The sequence below is a fragment of the Cryobacterium sp. BB736 genome (genome assembly GCF_014980265.1).
Taxonomy (GTDB): domain Bacteria; phylum Actinomycetota; class Actinomycetes; order Actinomycetales; family Microbacteriaceae; genus Terrimesophilobacter.
In genome coordinates, this window is record NZ_JABXWQ010000002.1 from 271,423 (window position 1) to 289,734 (window position 18,312).

General features: G+C 67.3%; 17 protein-coding genes. 11 read left to right on the forward strand and 6 right to left on the reverse strand.

Going from position 1 to position 18,312, the window contains the following annotated elements:
* Window positions 1-83 precede the first annotated feature (83 nt).
* The 7 genes from IRG63_RS07750 to valS all read left to right on the forward strand — a co-directional run bounded on the left by IRG63_RS07750 (window position 84) and on the right by valS (window position 9,244).
* A complete protein-coding gene (locus tag IRG63_RS07750) occupies window positions 84-1,730 on the forward strand; it encodes an ABC transporter substrate-binding protein (protein ID WP_193509748.1) in 1,647 nt (548 codons plus the stop codon).
* Window positions 1,731-1,732: 2 nt separating this feature from the next.
* Window positions 1,733-2,665 carry an ABC transporter permease gene (locus IRG63_RS07755; protein WP_193509808.1) on the forward strand — a complete coding sequence of 311 codons (933 nt, stop codon included), beginning with the start codon at window positions 1,733-1,735 and terminating at the stop codon, window positions 2,663-2,665.
* The gene (locus IRG63_RS07760) at window positions 2,662-3,537 is read left to right on the forward strand and encodes an ABC transporter permease (protein ID WP_193509749.1); all 876 of its coding nucleotides are present in this window, start codon (window positions 2,662-2,664) and stop codon (window positions 3,535-3,537) included. The genes IRG63_RS07755 and IRG63_RS07760 overlap by 4 nt, the downstream gene beginning before the upstream one ends.
* A 5-nt stretch (window positions 3,538-3,542) precedes the next feature.
* Window positions 3,543-5,192 carry an ABC transporter ATP-binding protein gene (locus IRG63_RS07765; protein WP_193509809.1) on the forward strand — a complete coding sequence of 550 codons (1,650 nt, stop codon included), beginning with the start codon at window positions 3,543-3,545 and terminating at the stop codon, window positions 5,190-5,192.
* Entirely contained in the window at window positions 5,189-5,782 is a 594-nt protein-coding gene (locus IRG63_RS07770; RefSeq protein WP_193509750.1) for a TetR/AcrR family transcriptional regulator, read from the forward strand. The genes IRG63_RS07765 and IRG63_RS07770 overlap by 4 nt, the downstream gene beginning before the upstream one ends.
* A 75-nt stretch (window positions 5,783-5,857) precedes the next feature.
* Window positions 5,858-6,577, forward strand: a complete 720-nt coding sequence (locus IRG63_RS07775; RefSeq protein WP_193509751.1) for a hypothetical protein — start codon at window positions 5,858-5,860, stop codon at window positions 6,575-6,577.
* Window positions 6,578-6,661: 84 nt separating this feature from the next.
* On the forward strand, window positions 6,662-9,244 hold the full coding sequence (gene valS, locus IRG63_RS07780) for a valine--tRNA ligase (protein ID WP_193509752.1): 2,583 nt from the start codon (window positions 6,662-6,664) through the stop codon (window positions 9,242-9,244).
* Window positions 9,245-9,392: 148 nt separating this feature from the next.
* Here valS and IRG63_RS07785 read toward each other — a convergent pair whose 3' ends face one another.
* The 3 genes from IRG63_RS07785 to IRG63_RS07795 form a co-directional block, all read right to left on the reverse strand.
* Window positions 9,393-9,629, reverse strand: a complete 237-nt coding sequence (locus IRG63_RS07785; protein ID WP_168627007.1) for a hypothetical protein — start codon at window positions 9,627-9,629, stop codon at window positions 9,393-9,395.
* Window positions 9,630-9,715: 86 nt separating this feature from the next.
* Window positions 9,716-10,342 (reverse strand): transcriptional regulator, encoded by a 627-nt coding sequence (locus tag IRG63_RS07790; protein ID WP_168627006.1) that lies wholly within the window; start codon window positions 10,340-10,342, stop codon window positions 9,716-9,718.
* Window positions 10,343-10,545: 203 nt separating this feature from the next.
* A complete protein-coding gene (locus IRG63_RS07795) occupies window positions 10,546-11,355 on the reverse strand; it encodes a class I SAM-dependent methyltransferase (RefSeq protein ID WP_193509753.1) in 810 nt (269 codons plus the stop codon).
* Between the two features lie 26 nt (window positions 11,356-11,381).
* Between IRG63_RS07795 and IRG63_RS07800 the strand changes: the two genes are divergently transcribed.
* Both IRG63_RS07800 and IRG63_RS07805 read left to right on the forward strand, forming a co-directional pair.
* Complete coding sequence (locus IRG63_RS07800; protein WP_193509754.1) at window positions 11,382-13,403, forward strand: M3 family metallopeptidase; 2,022 nt, start codon at window positions 11,382-11,384, stop codon at window positions 13,401-13,403.
* Between the two features lie 72 nt (window positions 13,404-13,475).
* Window positions 13,476-13,943 (forward strand): general stress protein, encoded by a 468-nt coding sequence (locus IRG63_RS07805; RefSeq protein WP_193509755.1) that lies wholly within the window; start codon window positions 13,476-13,478, stop codon window positions 13,941-13,943.
* A 160-nt stretch (window positions 13,944-14,103) separates the two neighbouring features.
* On the opposite strand, the gene clpX is transcribed toward IRG63_RS07805, so the two are convergent.
* Window positions 14,104-15,378, reverse strand: coding sequence for an ATP-dependent Clp protease ATP-binding subunit ClpX (gene clpX, locus IRG63_RS07810; RefSeq protein ID WP_168627002.1), 1,275 nt, complete (start codon window positions 15,376-15,378; stop codon window positions 14,104-14,106).
* A gap of 170 nt (window positions 15,379-15,548) precedes the next feature.
* Here clpX and IRG63_RS07815 point away from each other — a divergent pair, with 170 nt between their 5' ends.
* A complete protein-coding gene (locus IRG63_RS07815; RefSeq protein WP_193509756.1) occupies window positions 15,549-16,163 on the forward strand; it encodes a hypothetical protein in 615 nt (204 codons plus the stop codon).
* Window positions 16,164-16,241: 78 nt separating this feature from the next.
* Window positions 16,242-16,862 carry a copper resistance CopC family protein gene (locus IRG63_RS07820; RefSeq protein WP_193509757.1) on the forward strand — a complete coding sequence of 207 codons (621 nt, stop codon included), beginning with the start codon at window positions 16,242-16,244 and terminating at the stop codon, window positions 16,860-16,862.
* Here the strand turns inward: IRG63_RS07820 and IRG63_RS07825 are convergent.
* Window positions 16,816-17,886 carry a cation diffusion facilitator family transporter gene (locus tag IRG63_RS07825; RefSeq protein ID WP_193509758.1) on the reverse strand — a complete coding sequence of 357 codons (1,071 nt, stop codon included), beginning with the start codon at window positions 17,884-17,886 and terminating at the stop codon, window positions 16,816-16,818. The genes IRG63_RS07820 and IRG63_RS07825 overlap by 47 nt on opposite strands.
* On the reverse strand, window positions 17,883-18,245 hold the full coding sequence (locus IRG63_RS07830; RefSeq protein WP_193509759.1) for a metalloregulator ArsR/SmtB family transcription factor: 363 nt from the start codon (window positions 18,243-18,245) through the stop codon (window positions 17,883-17,885). Before IRG63_RS07830 ends, IRG63_RS07825 begins: the two co-directional genes overlap by 4 nt.
* Window positions 18,246-18,312: the final 67 nt, after the last annotated feature.

An 18,312-nucleotide genomic window follows, 5' to 3' on the forward strand; every position in this document is an offset into this window, starting at 1 on the left:
TGTGCAATCAGCCCCATGTGCCCCGCTAGGATTGTTGGACTGAGTTCAACAAATCATCCCGCACCCGTCACGTCAGGAGCCGCATGCGCGCGCCCGCCCATTTCGCCCATCGGTCCATCGCAGCAGCGGCCGGCATCACGGCTCTAACGCTCCTGCTCGCCGGATGCACACCAGCGGCCCAGCAGAACACCGAACCGACCGCGGGCGGGACACTGGTCTATGCGAGCGGCGATGCGGAGCCGACCTGCCTCGATCCGCACGTCGGCGGCAACTACCCGCAGGCGCTGATCGCGACCCAGTACCTGGAGTCGCTCGTGTCGAAGGACGCCGACGGCCAGATCATCCCCTGGCTCGCCACCGCATGGGAGCCGGCCGAGGACGGCCTCAGTTGGAAGTTCCAGCTCCGTGACGACGTGACCTTCACCGACGGCACCCCGTTCAACGCCGAGGCGGTGCAGGCCAACGTTGAGCACCTGCTCGACCCGGCGACCACCTCCTCCACCGGGTATCTCGCCCTCGGCAAGGTCGCATCGACCGACATCGTCGACGAGCACACCATCCGGTTCAACCTGTCAACGCCCGACAGCGCTCTGCTCGACTCGCTGTCGATGCCGTGGGTCGCCATCCAGTCCCCCACAGCGCTGGCGCGCGGCATGGACGTCAACTGCGAGAGCCCGGTCGGGACCGGCCCGTTCATCGTCACAGACTGGAAGCGCCAGGACTCGATCACGCTCGTCCGCAACGACGACTACAACTCCCCGCCGGCCGATGCCGAGCACGACGGGCCCGCCTACCTGGACGAGATCGTCTGGCGCTTCATCCCCGACTCCGCGTCACGCTTCGCTGCCCTCCAGTCGGGGCAGGTCGACGTGATCGACAACGCCCAGCCGAGCGATATCGCCGCCGCAGAAGGTCAGGGCATCACCGACCTCGACGCGCCTCGCCCCGGTGCCTCCAACCGCATCGAGCTGAACTCTGGCAAGGCGCCGTTCGACGACATCAGGGTGCGTGAGGCGTTCATCCGCGCCGCTGACGTCAACGACGGCATCGAGGCGCTGTTCTTCGGCACCGCCGACCGCTCCTACTCCGTGCTCTCCAGCGTCGAAACGCTCGGGCTCTCGGCCGAGGAGCACTTCGGCATCGACCCGGATGCCGCGAACGCGCTGCTCGACGAAGCCGGCTGGACCGAGCGCGACGGTGACGGCTACCGCGTGAAGAACGGGCAGCGACTGAGCGTCGACTTCCCGGTGAGCACCAACCAGTCGATCCCCGCCGAGCAGTCGCTGTTCGAGCAGATCCAGGCAGCGGTGAAGCAGGTCGGATTCGAGGTGCGACTCAAGCCCATGGACCTCTCCAGCTGGTACTCGACGCTGATCGGCAACGACTACAACCTGGTCAGCGCGCCCTACACCAAGGTCGGTCCGGACGTGCTGCGCATCCTGTACCACTCCGACTCGATCACTCCCGCGCCGAGCGGCTACTTCGCCAACCTCGCCCAGCTGAACGACCCCGAGGTCGACGCTCTGCTGACCGAGGCGAGCCAGGTGACGGACGCCGATGAGCGGGCCGCCCTCTACGCCGAGGTGCAGGAACTCATCCTCAGTGGGTTCTACGCACTGCCGCTGTACGACCAGCAGAACCACTTCCTGGTCGGCGGGAACGTGAGCGGCCTGCGCGCGATGCCGACGGTCTCCACGCCGACGTTCTACGACGCGTGGCTGGCCCGCTGACGATGAAGATCGGCCGCTGGGTGCTCACTCGGGCACTCGGCGGCATCTTCGTGCTCTGGGCAGTCGCAACGCTGATCTTCTTCGCGATGCGCGCGATCCCTGGCGACCCGGCCGAGGCGATCCTCGGCGGTCCGGGATCGCAGGCATCCGACGAGGCGATCGCCCAAGTGCGCAGCGAGTACGGGCTGGACCGGCCGCTGTACGAGCAGTACCTGCTGTCACTCGGCCGCCTCGCAACCGGCGACCTCGGCACCTCCTACGCGCTGAAGGCTGACGTCGCCGGACTGGTCGGCGAGTTGTTCCTCAGCACCCTCATCCTCACCGTGCTGTCGCTGCTCGTCGCCTGGGCATTCGCGCTGACGCTGGCGCTCTGGGCGACCCGCGGCGGCCGCATCGGCCGGATGATCGGCTCCGGCATGGAGATCATCGCCGCCGCCGTGCCGCACTTCTGGCTCGCGTCGATCTTCATCGTCATCTTCTCCACGGCGCTCGGCTGGTTGCCGCCGATCAGCACGCCCGGTCCCCTCGGACTGGTGCTCCCGGTGCTGACGCTGGCCATTCCGCTCGCCGGCTTCCTCGGCCAGGTGATGCGCGAGTCGCTGACGGATGCGCTCGAGTCGCCGTTCGTGCTGTCCGCCAGGGCGCGGGGCGAGTCGGAGACCGGTGTGCGCTGGCGGCACGCCATCCGGCACGCGGCGCTTCCCGCGATCTCGCTGTCCGGGTGGGCGTTCGGCTCGCTCATCAGCGGAGCGGTGGTCGTTGAGACCGTGTTCGCCCGGCCGGGGCTCGGGCGCAGCCTGCTGAACGCCGTGCTCATCCGGGACGTGCCGATGGTGACCGGGGTCGCTCTGATCTCGGCGCTCGCGTTCGTGCTCGTCACCATCGCGACCGACGCGATCGACCGGGTCGCGGACCCGCGATTGAGGTCGGCATGACCGCCACCATCGACACCCAGACCGCGCAACCGGGAGCCCTGAGCCACGCCGGCACGAGAGTGGGTGCCCGGCCGACCGTCGGCGAAGTGCTCGCTGCCACCGCGCTGCTGCTCTTGGTTGTCGCCGCCATAGCGCCCTGGCTCCTGACGCCATTCGACCCGCTCGCGATCAGCCCTCGCGAGGCGTTCCAAGGGCCAAGCGGCACCCACTGGTTCGGCACCGACGAGTCCGGACGTGACGTCTTCGCGCGCATGATCTACGGCACCCGTCCATCGCTCATCATCGGCGTCGCGGCGACGGCGATCGGGCTGATGCTCGCGCTGATCCTCGGCATGCTCGCGGGACTCGGCCCCAGGCCGGTCGACTACGCCGTCACGCGCGTGGGCGAGGTGCTGTTCGCGCTGCCGGGCCTGCTGCTCGCGCTCATCTTCATCACCATCACCGGACCGGGAGTCGTCACCTCGACTATCGCGGTCGGGATCGCCACCGCCCCCGGCTACGCGCGCATCATCCGCAGCCAGCTGCGGGCGGTGCGCGATGCGCCGTTCATCGAGGCAGCAACGGTGCTCGGTCGCTCCCGGTTCACGATCCTGCGGCGCCACACCCTGCCGAACGCCATCGCACCCGTGTTCGTGCTGGCCACGCTCGGCGTCGGCCAGGCGATCGTGTGGGCAGCGTCCCTCAGCTACCTCGGGCTCGGCGCCGAGCCTCCCGCGGCCGAGTGGGGCGCGATGCTCAACGCCGGGCGCACCTACATCAGCAGCGCGTGGTGGCTGACCGTGTTCCCCGGGCTGTTCATCGTGCTCGCCGCTGCCGCCTCCACGGCGCTGGGCCGCAGCCTGCAGGCGAGGACGAGGCAGGTGCAGTCGTGAGCCGGATGCTTTGGGTTGAGGACCTGCGGGTGACCTTCGGGGCCGGCGCGCGCCAGATTACGGCGGTGGACGGGTTGTCGTTCGAACTCGAGGCGGGCGAGTCCCTCGCGCTGGTCGGTGAGTCCGGTTCGGGCAAGAGCGTGACCGCCCGTTCCATCCTCGGGTTGGCGGGGTCGGGTTCCCGGGTGTCGGCGGGGCGGCTCGAGCTTGCCGGCCGGTCGGTGCTGGCGTTGAAGCCTGCCCAGTGGCGACGCATCCGGGGCAGCGAAGTCGGACTGGTGCTCCAGGATGCGCTCGTGTCCCTCGACCCGCTGCGCACCATCGGGCGGGAGATCGACGACGCTCTGCGGCTGCACACCTCGCTCACGCCCGCAGCGCGGCGAGCGCGCGTGATAGAACTGCTCGAGGCGGTGCGGATGCCCGACCCTGAGCACCGGATCGGCCAGCGCTCCGGTGAGCTGTCCGGCGGACTCCGCCAACGTGCGCTCATCGCCTCCGCGATCGCACTGAACCCCGGGCTGATGATCGCCGACGAGCCGACAACCGCGCTGGACGCGACCATTCAGGCGCAGATCCTCGACCTGCTCGGAGAGCTCAAGAGCAATGGCACCGCTCTCCTGCTGATCAGCCACGACCTGGCCGCGGTCGGCAGAGTCGCCGACCGCGTCGCCGTCATGCGGGCCGGGCGCATCGTCGAGCACGGGCCCACCGATCGCGTTCTCGGCGCACCGCAGCATCCGTACACGCAGGCGCTCCTGGACGCCGTGCCGACCGGCCGAGACCGCGGCGAGCGCTTGTCGTCATCGGAACCGGTGCGGCCCCTGTCCTTCCATCCGGCCGATCCCGCCACCGCTACGAAGGCACCGGATGTCGTGCTCGCAGCGACCGGCCTCACCAAAACCTTCCGTCTCCGGCACGGCACGACGCTCACCGCAGTCGACGACGTGTCCCTGCACTTGCGCGCGGGGCAGACCCTCGGCCTGGTCGGCGAGTCCGGATCCGGCAAGACCACCGTCGCCCGGATGATCCTCGGGCTCAACGCACCGGATGCCGGCGATGTGACCCTTCTCGGCGAACCGTGGAGCACGGTTCCCGAGCGCGATCGCCGCAGCCGCCGGCCGCTCCTCGGAGCGATCTACCAGGACCCGCTGAGCTCGTTCGACCCCCGGTTCACCGTCGAGGAGATGCTGACCGATGCCGTCAGCCTCGGCGCGTCGAGACGCGGTCGGGAGCACCGTGCGCGCGTCGCCGAGCTGCTTGACGCCGTCGGGCTCCCGGATGCCCTGCGCGGCAGGCGCCCATTGCACCTTTCCGGCGGGCAGCGTCAACGCGTCGCGATCGCGCGCGCCCTCGCCCCGGGCCCGAGGATCGTGATCTGCGACGAGCCGGTGTCCGCCCTGGATGTGTCGGTTCAAGCGCAGGTGCTCGACCTGCTCTCCGACCTGCAGACGGCGCTCGGGGTCAGCTACCTGTTCATCTCGCACGACCTTGGGGTGGTGCGGCACATGAGCGACGAGGTGGCGGTGATGCGCCACGGCCGCATCGTCGAGACCGGCCCGCCGGAGCGCCTCTTCACCTCGCCGACCCACGAGTACACCCGTCTGCTCGTGGATTCCGCGCCTCGGCTTCAGCCGGCAGACAAGGACACGACATGAACGACACCAGCACCCCGCGCGGCAGACCACAGGCGGCCTCGCGTGAGCTGCTCCAGGATGCCGCGCTCGAGCTGTTCCTCGAGAACGGCTACGCGGGCACCACCATCGAGCAGATCACCACCCGCGCCGGAGTGAGCCGCAACACCTTCTTCAACTACTTCGACGCCAAGAGCGACGTGTTCTGGGTCGAGCTGGACGACGCCCTCGAACGGATTCCCGCGTCGCTCAGCACCGCACCACCTACCGCCGGAGGAATGCAGGCCGTCGAGGCGGCCCTACTCGATTTCGGAGGCCAGTTCGGTCCCGGACGGGTCCCGTTCGCCCTGACCCAGTACGAGCTCATCGGCAGCGTCAACGAGCTACAGGCATCCGCCCTGACCCGGTTCACCAGGCAGGCTGCGCTGCTGGCCGGCTTTCTCACATCGCGCGGCTTCGAACGGCTGCGTGCCCAGACCGCGTCCTACGCGGCGCTCGGGGCCGTGGTCGCAGCCGGTCAGGAGTGGGCGGATGCCGGCACCGCGCGTGGAGACCTGCTGCCATACCTGTCTGCAGCCCTATCCCCGGTGATCGGCGCCTTCGCCGACGAGTGAACCGCGGTTCACGACCTGTGCGCACGGGCGCTGTCTACACTGTCGTGACTGCGCCTTTCGCGAATCGAGTGGACAATGAGTGACGACACTCCGACCCAGCGGATGCCCGATCCGGAGAACGATCCGACCCGGCGGCTGCCTACACCCGGCGATGATGCGCCAACGGAGATGTTCACCCCGCCACCAGCCGCTGCACCACCGCAGGTCCCGCCACGAAATGAGCCGCCCAACTACGGCCAACCCCCGGGCGGCAGCGGAGGCGGCGCGGGCAAGGACCCCGGCAAGCGCAACCGCCGGCTGATCACGTGGCTCTCTATCATCGGCGGCTTGCTGCTCATCGCGCTGATCGTGCTGCTCTTTCTCTTGTTCACGCGTCCGAGCGAGCCGGAGCCGACCCCGACACCCACCGAGACATTGGAGTCGCCGACACCGACTCCGACTCCGACGCCCACCCCAACGCCGGAGCCGGAGCCGAGCCCGGAACCGACGCAGGAGCCACCGCCATCGCCCAGCCCGGCGTTCCTCAGCCTCACCCCGCCGAGTGGCACCTCGGTCGGCTGCCCGAACGACAACGCATCCGTGCCGGTCAACTTCACCTGGACCACCACCAACGCAGTTGAGGCCGCGATCGGCGTGGCGACGACGAACGCGTTCTCCGAACCGTACGAGACCGGCCTGCCCGCGAACGGGCAGTTCGAGTTGCCGTACCAGTGCAGCGAGCCGTCGCAGGTGTACACGGTGAGCATCCGGGGCAACGGAGAGGAAGCGCACTTCACCATCACGCTCACCCGCTGAGCCGGGCGGTTAGAATGGGGCAAACCCACACTCAGGCACCTTTGGAACGGACACGGTGCCGCACATAGCGATTCGGAGCCCCTGATGGCCTTTTCTCTGCCCGACAAACCCGCCCTCGAGGGACTCGAAGCTAAGTGGGGTGAGCGCTGGGAGCGACAAGGCACCTACCTGTTCGACCGCGCTCGTGCTCTCGCCGCTGACGCCCAGCGCGACGACCTGTTCTCGATCGACACTCCCCCGCCCACGGCATCCGGGTCGCTGCACATCGGCCACGTGTTCAGCTACACCCACATGGACCTGATCGCCCGCTACCAGCGGATGCGCGGCAAGAACCTGTTCTACCCGATGGGCTGGGACGACAACGGGCTGCCGACAGAGCGCCGCGTGCAGAATTACTACGGCGTGCGCTGCGACCCGTCGCTGCCCTACGACCCCGACTTCACGCCGCCGTTCGAGGGCGGCGACAACAAGAGCGCGAAGGCAGCCGACCAGGTTCCGGTCAGCCGCCGCAACTTCATCGAACTGTGCGAGCGCCTCACGATTGAGGACGAGAAGCAGTTCGAGGCGCTCTGGCGCAAACTCGGCCTGAGCGTGGACTGGACCCAGACCTATCGCACCATCGGCGACCACGCCCGCACGGTCGCGCAGCGCGCTTTCCTGCGCAACCTGGCGCGCGGCGAGGCGTACCAGTCGGACGCCCCGACGCTGTGGGACATCACCTTCCGCACCGCGGTCGCGCAGGCCGAGCTCGAGGACAAGGAGCAGCAGGCCGCCTACCACCGGGTGACCTTCCACAAGCCCGACGGACAGCCGATCGAGATCGAGACGACCCGGCCGGAACTGCTCCCCGCCTGTGTGGCACTGGTCGCGCATCCGGATGACGAGCGCTACAAGCCGCTCTTCGGCACCACCGTGCGCACCCCGATCTTCGATGTCGAGGTCCCCGTTGTTGCGCACCACCTGGCGCAGCAGGACAAGGGCACCGGAATCGCGATGATCTGCACCTTCGGCGATGTCACCGACGTCGTCTGGTGGCGCGAGCTGGACCTGCCGAACCGCACCATCCTCGGCAAGGACGGCCGCGTGCTGCCGGATGCCCCGGATGCGATCACCGCTGAGGCGGGCAAGGTCGCCTACGCCGAGCTCGCGGGCAAGACCGTGTTCAGCGCCAAGGCGCGCATCGTCGAGCTGCTGCGCGAAAGCGGCGATCTCATCGGCGACCCGCGGCCCACCACCCACGCGGTGAAATTCTACGAGAAGGGCGACAAGCCGCTCGAGATCGTCAGCACGCGCCAGTGGTACATCCGCAACGGCGCGCGCGAAGAGGACCTGCGCGACAAGCTCGTCGAGCGCGGCCGCGAGATCAACTTCGTGCCGGAGTTCATGCGCGTGCGCTACGAGAACTGGGTCGGCGGCCTCACCGGCGACTGGTTGATCTCCCGGCAGCGCTTCTTCGGCGTGCCCATCCCGGTCTGGTACCGGCTGGACGAGCACGGCGAACGCGCCGACGTGATCGCACCCGCGGAGGCACAGCTGCCGATCGATCCGTCATCGGATGTCCCGGACGGGTTCGACGAGAGCCAGCGCGGGCAGCCGGGTGGGTTCGAGGGCGACTTCGACATCATGGACACCTGGGCGACCTCATCCCTCACGCCTCAGATCGCCGGCGGCTGGGAGAGCGACCCGGAGCTGTTCGACGCTGTCTTCCCGTACTCGCTGCGCAGCCAGGGCCAGGACATCATCCGCACCTGGCTGTTCTCCACCGTGCTGCGCGCGCAGCTCGAGCAGGACAGCGTTCCGTGGAAGAACGCCACGATCAGCGGCTTCATCGTCGACCCCGACCGCAAGAAGATGTCGAAGTCGAAGGGCAACGTCGTCACGCCCGCTGCGATGCTCGACGAACACGGCTCGGACGCAGTGCGCTACTGGGCGGCCTCGAGCCGGCTCGGCACCGACGCCGCGTTCGACCCGCAGAACCCGAAGCAGATGAAGATCGGGCGCCGGCTCGCCATCAAGGTGCTCAACGCCGCGAAGTTCGTGTACTCGTTCCCCGAGGCGGCCGACGGCGTCGACCGGGCCACCGAGCCGCTCGACATCGACCTGCTGGCCGAACTGAGCCGGGTGGTCGCCGCCGCGACGCGAGCGTTCGATGAGTTCGAGCACACTCGCGCTCTCGAAGTCACCGAGCAGTTCTTCTGGACCTTCTGCGACGACTACCTCGAGTTGGTCAAGGAGCGCGCGTACGGGGCATCCGGAGCCGAAGCGCAAGCGTCGGCCGTCACCACCCTGCGCACCGCGATCGACGTGATGCTGCGGCTGTTCGCGCCGTTCATCCCGTTTGCCACCGAAGAGGTCTGGTCGTGGACGCACGACGGGTCGGTGCACACCGCCGAGTGGCCGGCCTCTGCGACGGATGCCGAGGCAACCGGACTGCTCGGCCTTGTCGGGCAGGCGCTCATCGGCATCCGCGGAGCGAAGACGAACGCGAAGGCTTCGCAGAAGACCCCGGTCGCGTCAGCCACAATCGCCGGGCCGGTGCTGCTGCAGCAGGCCGCGGTGGACCTGAAGTCGGTCGGCCGGATCGAGGAGCTGACTTTCGTCGAGAGCGACGAGGTCAGCGTCACCGCGATTGAACTCGCCGACGAGGTCAAGGCCGAGGAAGGGTAGACGCCGGGAGGGCGTCTACCATAAGGACAAGTCAACTCCGGCGAGGAGTGGGTGGAGGAACAGCTCTAGGCAGCTGGCACGCCACTTCTCGCCGGAGTTGAGTCTTTGTGGGGCTGGTGGAGCTGGTTGGGGCTGTGGAGCTGCCGGCTTAGCCGCGCAGCTGGGTGAGGCGAAGCGCATCAGCTTCGCGCTGAGAAGTGTGGGTGGCCGTCATCATGAGACGGGCATGCTCTTCATGGGTCAGCGCCTTGCGCTCGGCACGCTCTCGTGACCACTTGAGCATCGCAACAGCGAGTCGGGCGACCATGCGGTCGAAGCCGGTGTGGGGCGCGCGACGGGCCACGGATGAGCCGGTGAAGGCCTCCCTGGCGGTTGCGGTTGTCATCGAATTCACCTCCTTGATTACTTCGAACGTACCCGTGACCACTGTCATTACAGGGGCCGTGAATGGTGCACTTGCGGCATAGCTAGTCATGGCTTTTCTCCTGTTTCAGGGGACGGAATCTCCTCGCCATCGACGATCGGGAATCCGTTGAATTGGATTTGGACCGGGCGGGTGCCCGGGACGTTGCGTGCGCGGTGCGCGAGGGCGAACTGCTCGAGCAGGGCGAGCACCTTCTGGTTGAACTCGGTCAGGTCGGCCGCGCTGGCGAACACGCTGGTGACGTTGATCATGCTCGCCTTGAGCCACTCCTCCGGCATGGTTTCCATGCCGCGGTTCACGAAGTCGGCGAGGTTGCGCTCGCGGCTCTTCGACCACTCGTTCATGACGAGGTTCGATGCCTGCTTGCCTGCCTCGGTGCGCATGAACTCCTCCGGCCCGAGGTCGACGGCGCCGGGGATGCGTTCCCACCAGCGCTCGCGCCCAGTGCCTGCGCCCTCGAGTTCGCGAACGAACGCGTGCTTCTCGAGTTGGCGGAGGTGGTAGCTGGTAGCCCCGCTTGACTCACCGAGTCGCTCGGCAAGCCCGCTGGCTGTTGCCGGCCCGTAGGTGGAGAGCGCATCGAAGATGCGAACTCGCAGCGGGTGGGCGAGAGCCTTCAGCGACTCGAGGTCGAGGATGCGCTTCTGCTGCTGCGGGCCCGGTGTTTCTTCCATGAGTGCAAAGGTAGCATTGCAAAGAGGTCTTTGCAAGTACTTCTTTGCAATCAGTCTTTTGCAACTTCTTCTTTGCAATCACCTCTTTGCATCGCCTCTCGGCTTATGGCATCCGGAACCAAACGAGTCGGGAGTTGTTGCCGAATTGGACCGGTCCAATTGGGCAACAACTCCCGACTCGATGATGGTGTGCGGATGCGGCGCTAAGGGCGCGCGAGGATCTCGCCGTGCGGCATGGCGAGCCAGGCGGTGCGGTCGTCCCGCCAGTCGATCCACGCCTTCGACAGCTGCTCCAGGTCGTCGACGGTCGCCAGCTTCAGCTCTTGCACATCGCTCGCGAACGACGACGACAGCACGCGCTGTGACCAGGTCTCGCCCCACCAGCCGCGGTCCTCATCGGAGCTCATCCCCCACACGGATGCGTGGCCAGAGACATCCGTGAACCCCGCCTCGTACGCCCACGCCTTCAGACGGCGGCCGGCGTTCGGCTCGCCGCCGTTGCTGCGGTGCACGGCGTCGTACAGCGACTGCCAGCGCGACAGCGCGTCCAACTCCGGGTAGAAGATGATGCCGGCCCAGTCAACCTCGCGCGCGGCCACGACTCCCCCGGGCTTCACCACGCGGCGCATCTCGCGCAGCACGTCAACCGGACGCCCAACATGCTGCAGGGTCTGGTGCGTGTGGACGATGTCGAAACTGTCGTCCTCGAACGGGAGGTTGTAGGCGTCGCCGACCACGAACTTCACGTTCTCGACGCCCTTCTGCCGCGCGTTCTCCTGCGCGCGGGCAACAGCATCCGCCGAGTAGTCGAGACCAGTGACGACCCCGGGCGCGACCCGCTGTGCGAGGTCGATAGTGATGGTGCCTGGGCCGGATCCGACGTCGAGGATAGTTGCCCCTGCGCGCAGCTCGGGGATCAGGTAGGCGGCGGAGTTTTCCACCGTCCGCCAGCTGTGCGCCCTGAGTACGCTCTCGTGGTGGCCATGCGTGTATCGCTCGTCAGATTCGGTCATGGGCTCAACGCTAATAGGCTCGGGGCATGACGAATCCGTTCATTACGCCGAGCACGCTTCCGTACCAGCTTCCGCCGTTCGCCGAGATCACCGACGAGCACTACCGACCCGCTTTCGAGCGCGGCTTCGAGGAGCAGCTGGCCGAGATCGCCGCCATCACGGCACCCGACGACGAGCCGACATTCGAGAACACCATGGTGCCGCTGGAGCGCAGCGGGCAGACCCTCGCGCGCGTCGCTCGCGTGTTCTACAACAAGACCTCGGCGGACTCCAACGACTTCACCAACGAGCTCGAGGAGGAGCTCGCACCGAAGATGGCGGCGCACGCCGACGCCATCCGGCTCAACACCGAACTGTACGCGCGGATCAAGCGCCTGCACGACTCTCTCGACGAGTTGGGGCTCGACGACGAGCAGCGCTACCTCGTGGAGCGCAACTACACCGAGATGACCCTCGCCGGCGCCGGCCTCGACGACGCGCAGAAGGAACGGCTGAAGGACTACAACAGCAAGCTGTCCACCCTCACCACCCGATTCGAGAAGAATCTGCTCGCGGACACCAACGACCTCGCGCTGGTGTTCGATGACGCCTCCGAGCTGGACGGACTCGCACCGGGCGAGCTCTCCGCAGCGGCCGAGGCAGCCAAGGAGCGCGGACTCGACGGCAAGTACCTGGTGACGCTGGTGCTGCCGACGGGGCATCCGTACCTCGCCGACCTGACGAACCGCGAGGTGCGGGAGCGCATCATGGACGCCTCACGCGCGCGTGGCAGCCGCGGCGGCGAGCACGACAATCGCGAGCTGGTGCTGGAGATCACGCGCCTGCGCGCCGAACGCGCCCGACTGCTGGGCTTCCAGACTCACGCAGAGTATGTGACGGCGGATGAGACGGCGAAGACCCCGAAGGCGGTCGCCGACATGCTGGGTCGCCTCGCGCCGGCCGCCGCTCGAAATGCTCGCGCGGAGCAGGCCGACCTCGAGCAGCTCGCGGGCCACGAGATCGCGGCTCACGATTGGGCGTTCTACACCGAGAAGGTCCGCCAGGCGAAGTACGACGTCGACACGGCCGCGATGCGTCCGTACTTCGAGGCGGAGCGGGTGCTGCAGGATGGCGTCTTCTTCGCAGCCACGAAGCTGTACGGCATCACCTTCACCGAGCGCACCGACCTGCAGGCCTACCACCCGGATGCCCGCGTGTTCGAGGTCCGGAACGAGGACGGGAGCGAGGTCGGGCTGTACCTGCTCGACCTCTACACGCGGGATTCCAAGCGCGGCGGTGCCTGGATGAACGACCTGATCGGCCAGAACGAGCTGCTCGACCACCCCGTGGTGGTGGTGAACAACCTCAACGTGCCCAAACCCGCTGCCGGCGAGCCGACACTGCTCACCTACGACGAGGTCAACACTTTCTTCCACGAGTTCGGCCACGCGCTGCACGGCCTGTTCGCGCGCGTCAGCTACCCGAAATTCAGCGGCACCTCGGTGTTCCGCGACTTCGTCGAGTTCCCGAGCCAGGTGAACGAGATGTGGATGCTGTGGCCAGAGGTGGTCGCGAACTACGCGGTGAACCACGAGACCGGTGAGCCGATGCCGCAGGAGCTCGTCGACAAGCTGCATGCATCCGAGCAGTTCAACGAGGGCTTCAAGACCAGCGAGTACCTCGCGGCGGCCCTGCTCGACCAGGCGTGGCACGCGATCACCGCGGATGACGAGGTGACGGATGTCGCGGCCTTCGAAGCCGAGGCTCTCGCCGCGGTCGGGCTCGACAATGCAGCGGTGCCGACCCGATATTCGAGCACCTATTTCGCGCACACCTTCTCGGGTGGCTACGACGCCGGCTACTACTCCTACATCTGGAGTGAGGTGCTCGACGCCGACACCGTCGAATGGTTCAAGGAGAACGGTGGGCTGAAGCGGGAGAACGGCGACCGCTTCCGCAACCTCCTGCTCGGTGTCGGAGGCAAGAAGGACGCCCTGCAGGCATACCGCGAGTTCCGTGGGCGTGACGCGGTCATCGAGCCGCTGCTGAAGCGCCGCGGGCTGGAGTAAGCCAGCATCGAAGTCTCGCGAATCGGTCAGGTTTGAGCCATAGCCTCGGGGCCTGACCGAGAGGAGACGATGATGACCGACGCATCCGTTCAACCGACAGAAGAGGTCGCGCAGACACCGCTTCGTGAGTTCTCCAACTATCGCGAGGCTGCGGCACTTGTCGACAAGCTCTCCGACGACGGGTTCGACGTCAGCCGGCTGCGCATCGTCGGAACCGGGCTGCGCAGCGTCGAGCAGATCACCGGCCGGATGACCGTGGCTAAGGCTGCAGGGATGGGAGCGATCGGCGGAGCCTGGTTCGGCCTGCTCATCGGCGTTATCTTCGGTCTGTTTGTGATCGGCATCGCCTGGTGGGCGGTGCTGCTGTTCAGCGTGCTGCTCGGAGCGCTGTGGGGCGCGATCTTCGGCGCGATCGGGCAATGGTCGACTCGCGGCCAGCGTGACTTCTCGAGCGTGAAGACGATGGAGGCCAGCTCCTACTCGGTGATGGTCGACGTCACGCACGCGGACGAGGCGCGGCGGATGCTAGGTGGCCTCTGAGATCGCCGGTCGAGGTCTCGACAAGCTCCACCACCGGACCCTTGAGGGGTCGCAAAGCGCCCTTCCCAGCGCCATAAGGGCCGCTTTCTGACCCCTGGGAGTTCTGCGAGGTCTCGACAAAGCTCGACCGCCAAGAGCTCCACCATCGGGAGGCGGAGAGTTACGCGGACTTCTCCTGGCGACGCTGCTTGTGCGGCACGATGGTCGGCGCAGCGTTGTCGATGACCGACTGCTTGGTCACGATGACGCGCGCGACATCCTCGGTCGAAGGCACCTCGAACATGATCGGCCCGAGCACTTCTTCCATGATCGCGCGCAGCCCGCGAGCGCCGGTCTGACGGAGCACCGCAAGATCGGCGATCGCCTCGAGCGCATCCGTCTCGAACTCGAGCTGCACACCGTCGATCTCGAACATGCGCTGGTACTGCCGCACGAGGGCGTTCTTCGGCACCGTCAGGATGTCCATGAGCGCAGCCTGGTCGAGCGGCGTGACCGTCGAGACGACCGGCAGACGACCGATGAACTCCGGGATGAGTCCGAACTTGTGCAAGTCCTCCGGCAGCACCTCACTGAACAGGTTGATGTCGTCGCCCTTGCTGTGCAGCGGGGCGCCGAAGCCGATGCCCTTCTTGCCCGCACGCTGAGAGATGATCTCCTCCAGCCCGGCGAACGCGCCGGCGACGATGAACAGCACGTTCGTCGTGTCGATCTGGATGAACTCCTGATGCGGGTGCTTGCGTCCGCCCTGCGGGGGCACGGATGCGACGGTGCCCTCCAGGATCTTCAGCAGCGCCTGCTGCACACCCTCACCCGACACGTCGCGGGTGATCGAGGGGTTCTCCGCCTTGCGGGCGATCTTGTCGATCTCGTCGATGTAGATGATGCCGGTCTCGGCCCGCTTGACGTCGTAGTCCGCGGCCTGGATCAGCTTGAGCAGGATGTTCTCGACGTCTTCACCGACGTAGCCGGCCTCGGTGAGCGCGGTGGCGTCGGCGACGGCGAACGGCACGTTGAGGCGCTTGGCCAGCGTCTGAGCGAGGTAGGTCTTGCCGCATCCGGTTGGCCCGATGAGGAGGATGTTGCTCTTAGCGATCTCCACGTCATCGTGGGAATCGGCTGAGTGGATGGTGCGGCCGGCGCGAACGCGCTTGTAGTGGTTGTACACCGCGACCGAGAGCGCCCGCTTGGCCGGCTCCTGGCCGATGACGTACTCCTCGAGGAACGTGAAGATCTCCTTGGGCTTCGGCAGGTCGAAGTCGGCTGTCGCCTGCTCCCCCGACTCCGCGAGGCGCTCCTCGATGATCTCGTTGCACAACTCGACGCACTCGTCGCAGATGTAGACCCCTGGGCCCGCGATGAGCTGCTGCACCTGCTTTTGGCTCTTGCCGCAGAAAGAACACTTCAGCAGGTCGGCGCTTTCGCCTATCCGTGCCATTCGCGGCCTCCTCCCGGTCCCCCACCTTCGGGGGTCGCATTCTTTACCGTGATCCTGCTACCGAGCCTAACCCGACCCGAGGACACTCTGATGCAACGTGCCGATAACCTCCCACGGCGCGCCGCCTAGGATTGTTCGCGAGGAACCTCGCAGCACTCAGGAGCGCACACATGTCGACACGTTGGGCCCGCGTCGCCCGCGGTCAAGCGGCGGCTCTGGTGTCGACTTTCATCGCAGCCTTCTCGCACGCAGCAGCCGATGGCGATCTTCCTGGCCCGGCCGGCATCCTGCTCTGCCTCGCTTTCTCCGGCATGCTCTGCGTCGCGTTGGCCGGCAAGCGGCTGTCCCGGATGCGACTGGCGGTCTCGATCGCGTTGAGCCAGTTCGCGTTCCACGCGTTCTTCAGCAGCCTGAGCGCACCGATCGCTGCGGTCCCGGTCGCAGCGCACGCGCACCCGGGCGGGCTCGCCGGCCTTCAGCCGCTCGCGCCCACCGTGCACGCTGTGCACGCTGTGCACGCGGGTGAGACCATGTGGCTCGCCCACGTGGTGGCCGCGGTCATCACCTTTCTGATCCTGCGCTTCGGCGAGCGGGCGTTCTGGAGCCTGTTCGAGACCGCGCGGCTCAGCGTCGGCGCACTCCTCAACCGGTTGCTCGTCGCCCCCGTGGCTCTCCCCCGTCAGGCATCCGGCGCGCAATGGTCACGCAGCGTCGTCCCTCGCGCGCTGCGACGGATGCTGTCGCCGATGCGGCATCGCGGTCCGCCGCTAGCCCTCTTCGCCTGAAGATCGGCGAACGAAGAGCACTCACGCATCCGCGTGCCACATCGTCGCCGTGCAGCGCACGGCTGAAAGAAGATCACAGTGAAACGCAAGAACCTAATGGCCGCAGGAGCGGTCGCTGCCATCGCGCTGCTCGGCCTGGCCGGGCCGGCATCCGCGCACAACGCCGTCATCTCGACGACGCCATCCGACGACCAGGTGCTCACCGAACTGCCCGCGCGCTTCGAGATCCGTACAAGCGACGACCTGCTTCCCGCTGGCGCGGCGATCATGCAGGTGACGGATGCCGACGGGCTGTTCTACGGCGACGGTTGCGTCGTCGTCGAGGGACCGAGCGCGTCAAGCGTGCCGGAGCTCGGCGCGCCCGGCGACTACACCCTGGACTGGCAGGTCGTCTCTGCGGACGGGCACACCATCTCGGGCACCATCCCGTTCAGCTGGGCGCCCGCTGCCCCGGATGCGCCGATCAGCGAGGGACGCGCGACCGCGCCGGTGTGTGGCGAGGAGCCGGCCGCCGCGCCGGAGCAGACCTCCGACGCGACAGACACGCCACTGCCCACCGACAACGGGGACGACGCCGAGACGGTCGCGGACAGCGGCCCGCCGTGGGGCTTGCTCCTCGGCGGCGTGCTGGGACTCGGGGCGATCGGTGCGCTTATTGCGGTCCTCGTGCATCGCGCGAAGAGTGCGCCGAAGGGCTGAGTCGGACCAGTCCGACGCCGGGCAGCGCATGCGAAAGCGCGTGCGCTGCCCGCTGCTCGATCTGACTGAACACCGACACTGACAGCGAAGGATCGACGTCGATGTCGGCGGCAACCGTGAGCCGGTGGCCCATCCAGCGGAGCCGCACGACGTCGACCGAACGCACGCCATCGACGCGAGCCAGAGCTGCCTCGGCGCGGTCCACCAATTCCGGGTCTACAGCGTCGAGGAGCCTACGGCCGATGTCACGTGCCGTCCCCCAGAGCAGCACGAGGATCGCCGCGGTGATGACCAGCCCGACGATCGGGTCGGCCAGCGGCATCCCGAACCACACGCCGATGACACCGAGCACGACCGCGAGGGACGTGAACCCGTCGGTGCGGGCGTGCATCCCGTCGGCGACGAGCGCCGCCGAACCGATGCGGCGGCCGACACGGATGCGGTAGACGGCGACGAGTTCGTTGCCGGCGAAGCCGATGATGCCCGCAGCCAGCACCCAGCCAAGGTTGCTGATCGGCATAGGGTCGATGAGCCTGCGAATCGATTCGACACCGGCCACGACCGCCGACAGCGCGATCATGGCGACGATGAACAGCCCGGCGAGGTCTTCAGCACGCCCGTAGCCGTAGGTGTAGCGCCGGTTGGCGGCCCGGCGGCCGACCACGAACGCGATCCACAGCGGGATTGCGGTGAGCGCGTCGGAGAAGTTGTGCACGGTGTCGGCCAGGAGGGCGACCGAGCCGCTGATGAGGACGACGAAGAGCTGCAGCACCGCGGTTACGCCGAGTCCGATCAGGCTCAGCTTGACCGCGCGGATGCCCTGCGAGCTCGCCTCCAGCGCATCGTCGATCGAGTCGCTGGCGTCGTGACTGTGCGGCACGAAGAGCGAATGGAGAAAGCCCTTCAATCCGGTCGGATGGGTGTGCCCGTGGTCGTGGTCGTGGTCGTGACCGTGACCGTGACCGTGGTGATGGTCGTGACGGTGGTCGTGCGTGTGGGGGTCGTCGCGGGTCTCGTGCGTCATGAGGCGCTCCGTGCGTCCGAACGGTGGTGGCGCGGCACTCCGCCGAGCGAGTGCTCGGCCTGCTGGATGGCACTTGTGACGAGCGCACTCGCATGCTCGTCCTCGAGGCGGTAGTACACGCGAGTGCCGACGTGACGGGTCGAGACCATGCGCGCCAGCCGCAGCTTGGCGAGGTGTTGCGACACGGCCGCCGGCGACTTTCCGACCGCCTCCGCCAGCTCGTTGACCGACAGGTCCCCAGTGCGCAGGGCGAGGATGATCCGCACCCGAGTCGCGTCGGCGAGCATCCGGAAGACCTCGACCGCGACTTCGGCGAACTCGGCGTCGCCGACATCGCCAATCACGTTATCTGCATTCATACGCAGATTCTTTCATAGGGCAGTGGACAACAAGAAACCCCGCACTCGAAAGTGCGGGGCCCTTGGC

What these genes read in the sequence shown, in the direction of transcription:
- valS (WP_193509752.1), top strand. Translation starts at nt 6,662, where the DNA reads ATGGCCTTTTCTCTGCCCGACAAACCCGCCCTCGAGGGACTCGAAGCT.
- IRG63_RS07750 (WP_193509748.1), top strand. Translation starts at nt 84, where the DNA reads ATGCGCGCGCCCGCCCATTTCGCCCATCGGTCCATCGCAGCAGCGGCC.
- IRG63_RS07755 (WP_193509808.1), top strand. Translation starts at nt 1,733, where the DNA reads ATGAAGATCGGCCGCTGGGTGCTCACTCGGGCACTCGGCGGCATCTTC.
- IRG63_RS07765 (WP_193509809.1), top strand. Translation starts at nt 3,543, where the DNA reads ATGCTTTGGGTTGAGGACCTGCGGGTGACCTTCGGGGCCGGCGCGCGC.
- IRG63_RS07775 (WP_193509751.1), top strand. Translation starts at nt 5,858, where the DNA reads ATGAGTGACGACACTCCGACCCAGCGGATGCCCGATCCGGAGAACGAT.
- IRG63_RS07815 (WP_193509756.1), top strand. Translation starts at nt 15,549, where the DNA reads ATGTCGACACGTTGGGCCCGCGTCGCCCGCGGTCAAGCGGCGGCTCTG.
- IRG63_RS07800 (WP_193509754.1), top strand. Translation starts at nt 11,382, where the DNA reads ATGACGAATCCGTTCATTACGCCGAGCACGCTTCCGTACCAGCTTCCG.
- IRG63_RS07795 (WP_193509753.1), bottom strand. Translation starts at nt 11,355, where the DNA reads ATGACCGAATCTGACGAGCGATACACGCATGGCCACCACGAGAGCGTA.
- IRG63_RS07805 (WP_193509755.1), top strand. Translation starts at nt 13,476, where the DNA reads ATGACCGACGCATCCGTTCAACCGACAGAAGAGGTCGCGCAGACACCG.
- IRG63_RS07790 (WP_168627006.1), bottom strand. Translation starts at nt 10,342, where the DNA reads ATGGAAGAAACACCGGGCCCGCAGCAGCAGAAGCGCATCCTCGACCTC.
- IRG63_RS07825 (WP_193509758.1), bottom strand. Translation starts at nt 17,886, where the DNA reads ATGACGCACGAGACCCGCGACGACCCCCACACGCACGACCACCGTCAC.
- IRG63_RS07830 (WP_193509759.1), bottom strand. Translation starts at nt 18,245, where the DNA reads ATGAATGCAGATAACGTGATTGGCGATGTCGGCGACGCCGAGTTCGCC.
- clpX (WP_168627002.1), bottom strand. Translation starts at nt 15,378, where the DNA reads ATGGCACGGATAGGCGAAAGCGCCGACCTGCTGAAGTGTTCTTTCTGC.
- IRG63_RS07770 (WP_193509750.1), top strand. Translation starts at nt 5,189, where the DNA reads ATGAACGACACCAGCACCCCGCGCGGCAGACCACAGGCGGCCTCGCGT.
- IRG63_RS07785 (WP_168627007.1), bottom strand. Translation starts at nt 9,629, where the DNA reads ATGACAACCGCAACCGCCAGGGAGGCCTTCACCGGCTCATCCGTGGCC.
- IRG63_RS07760 (WP_193509749.1), top strand. Translation starts at nt 2,662, where the DNA reads ATGACCGCCACCATCGACACCCAGACCGCGCAACCGGGAGCCCTGAGC.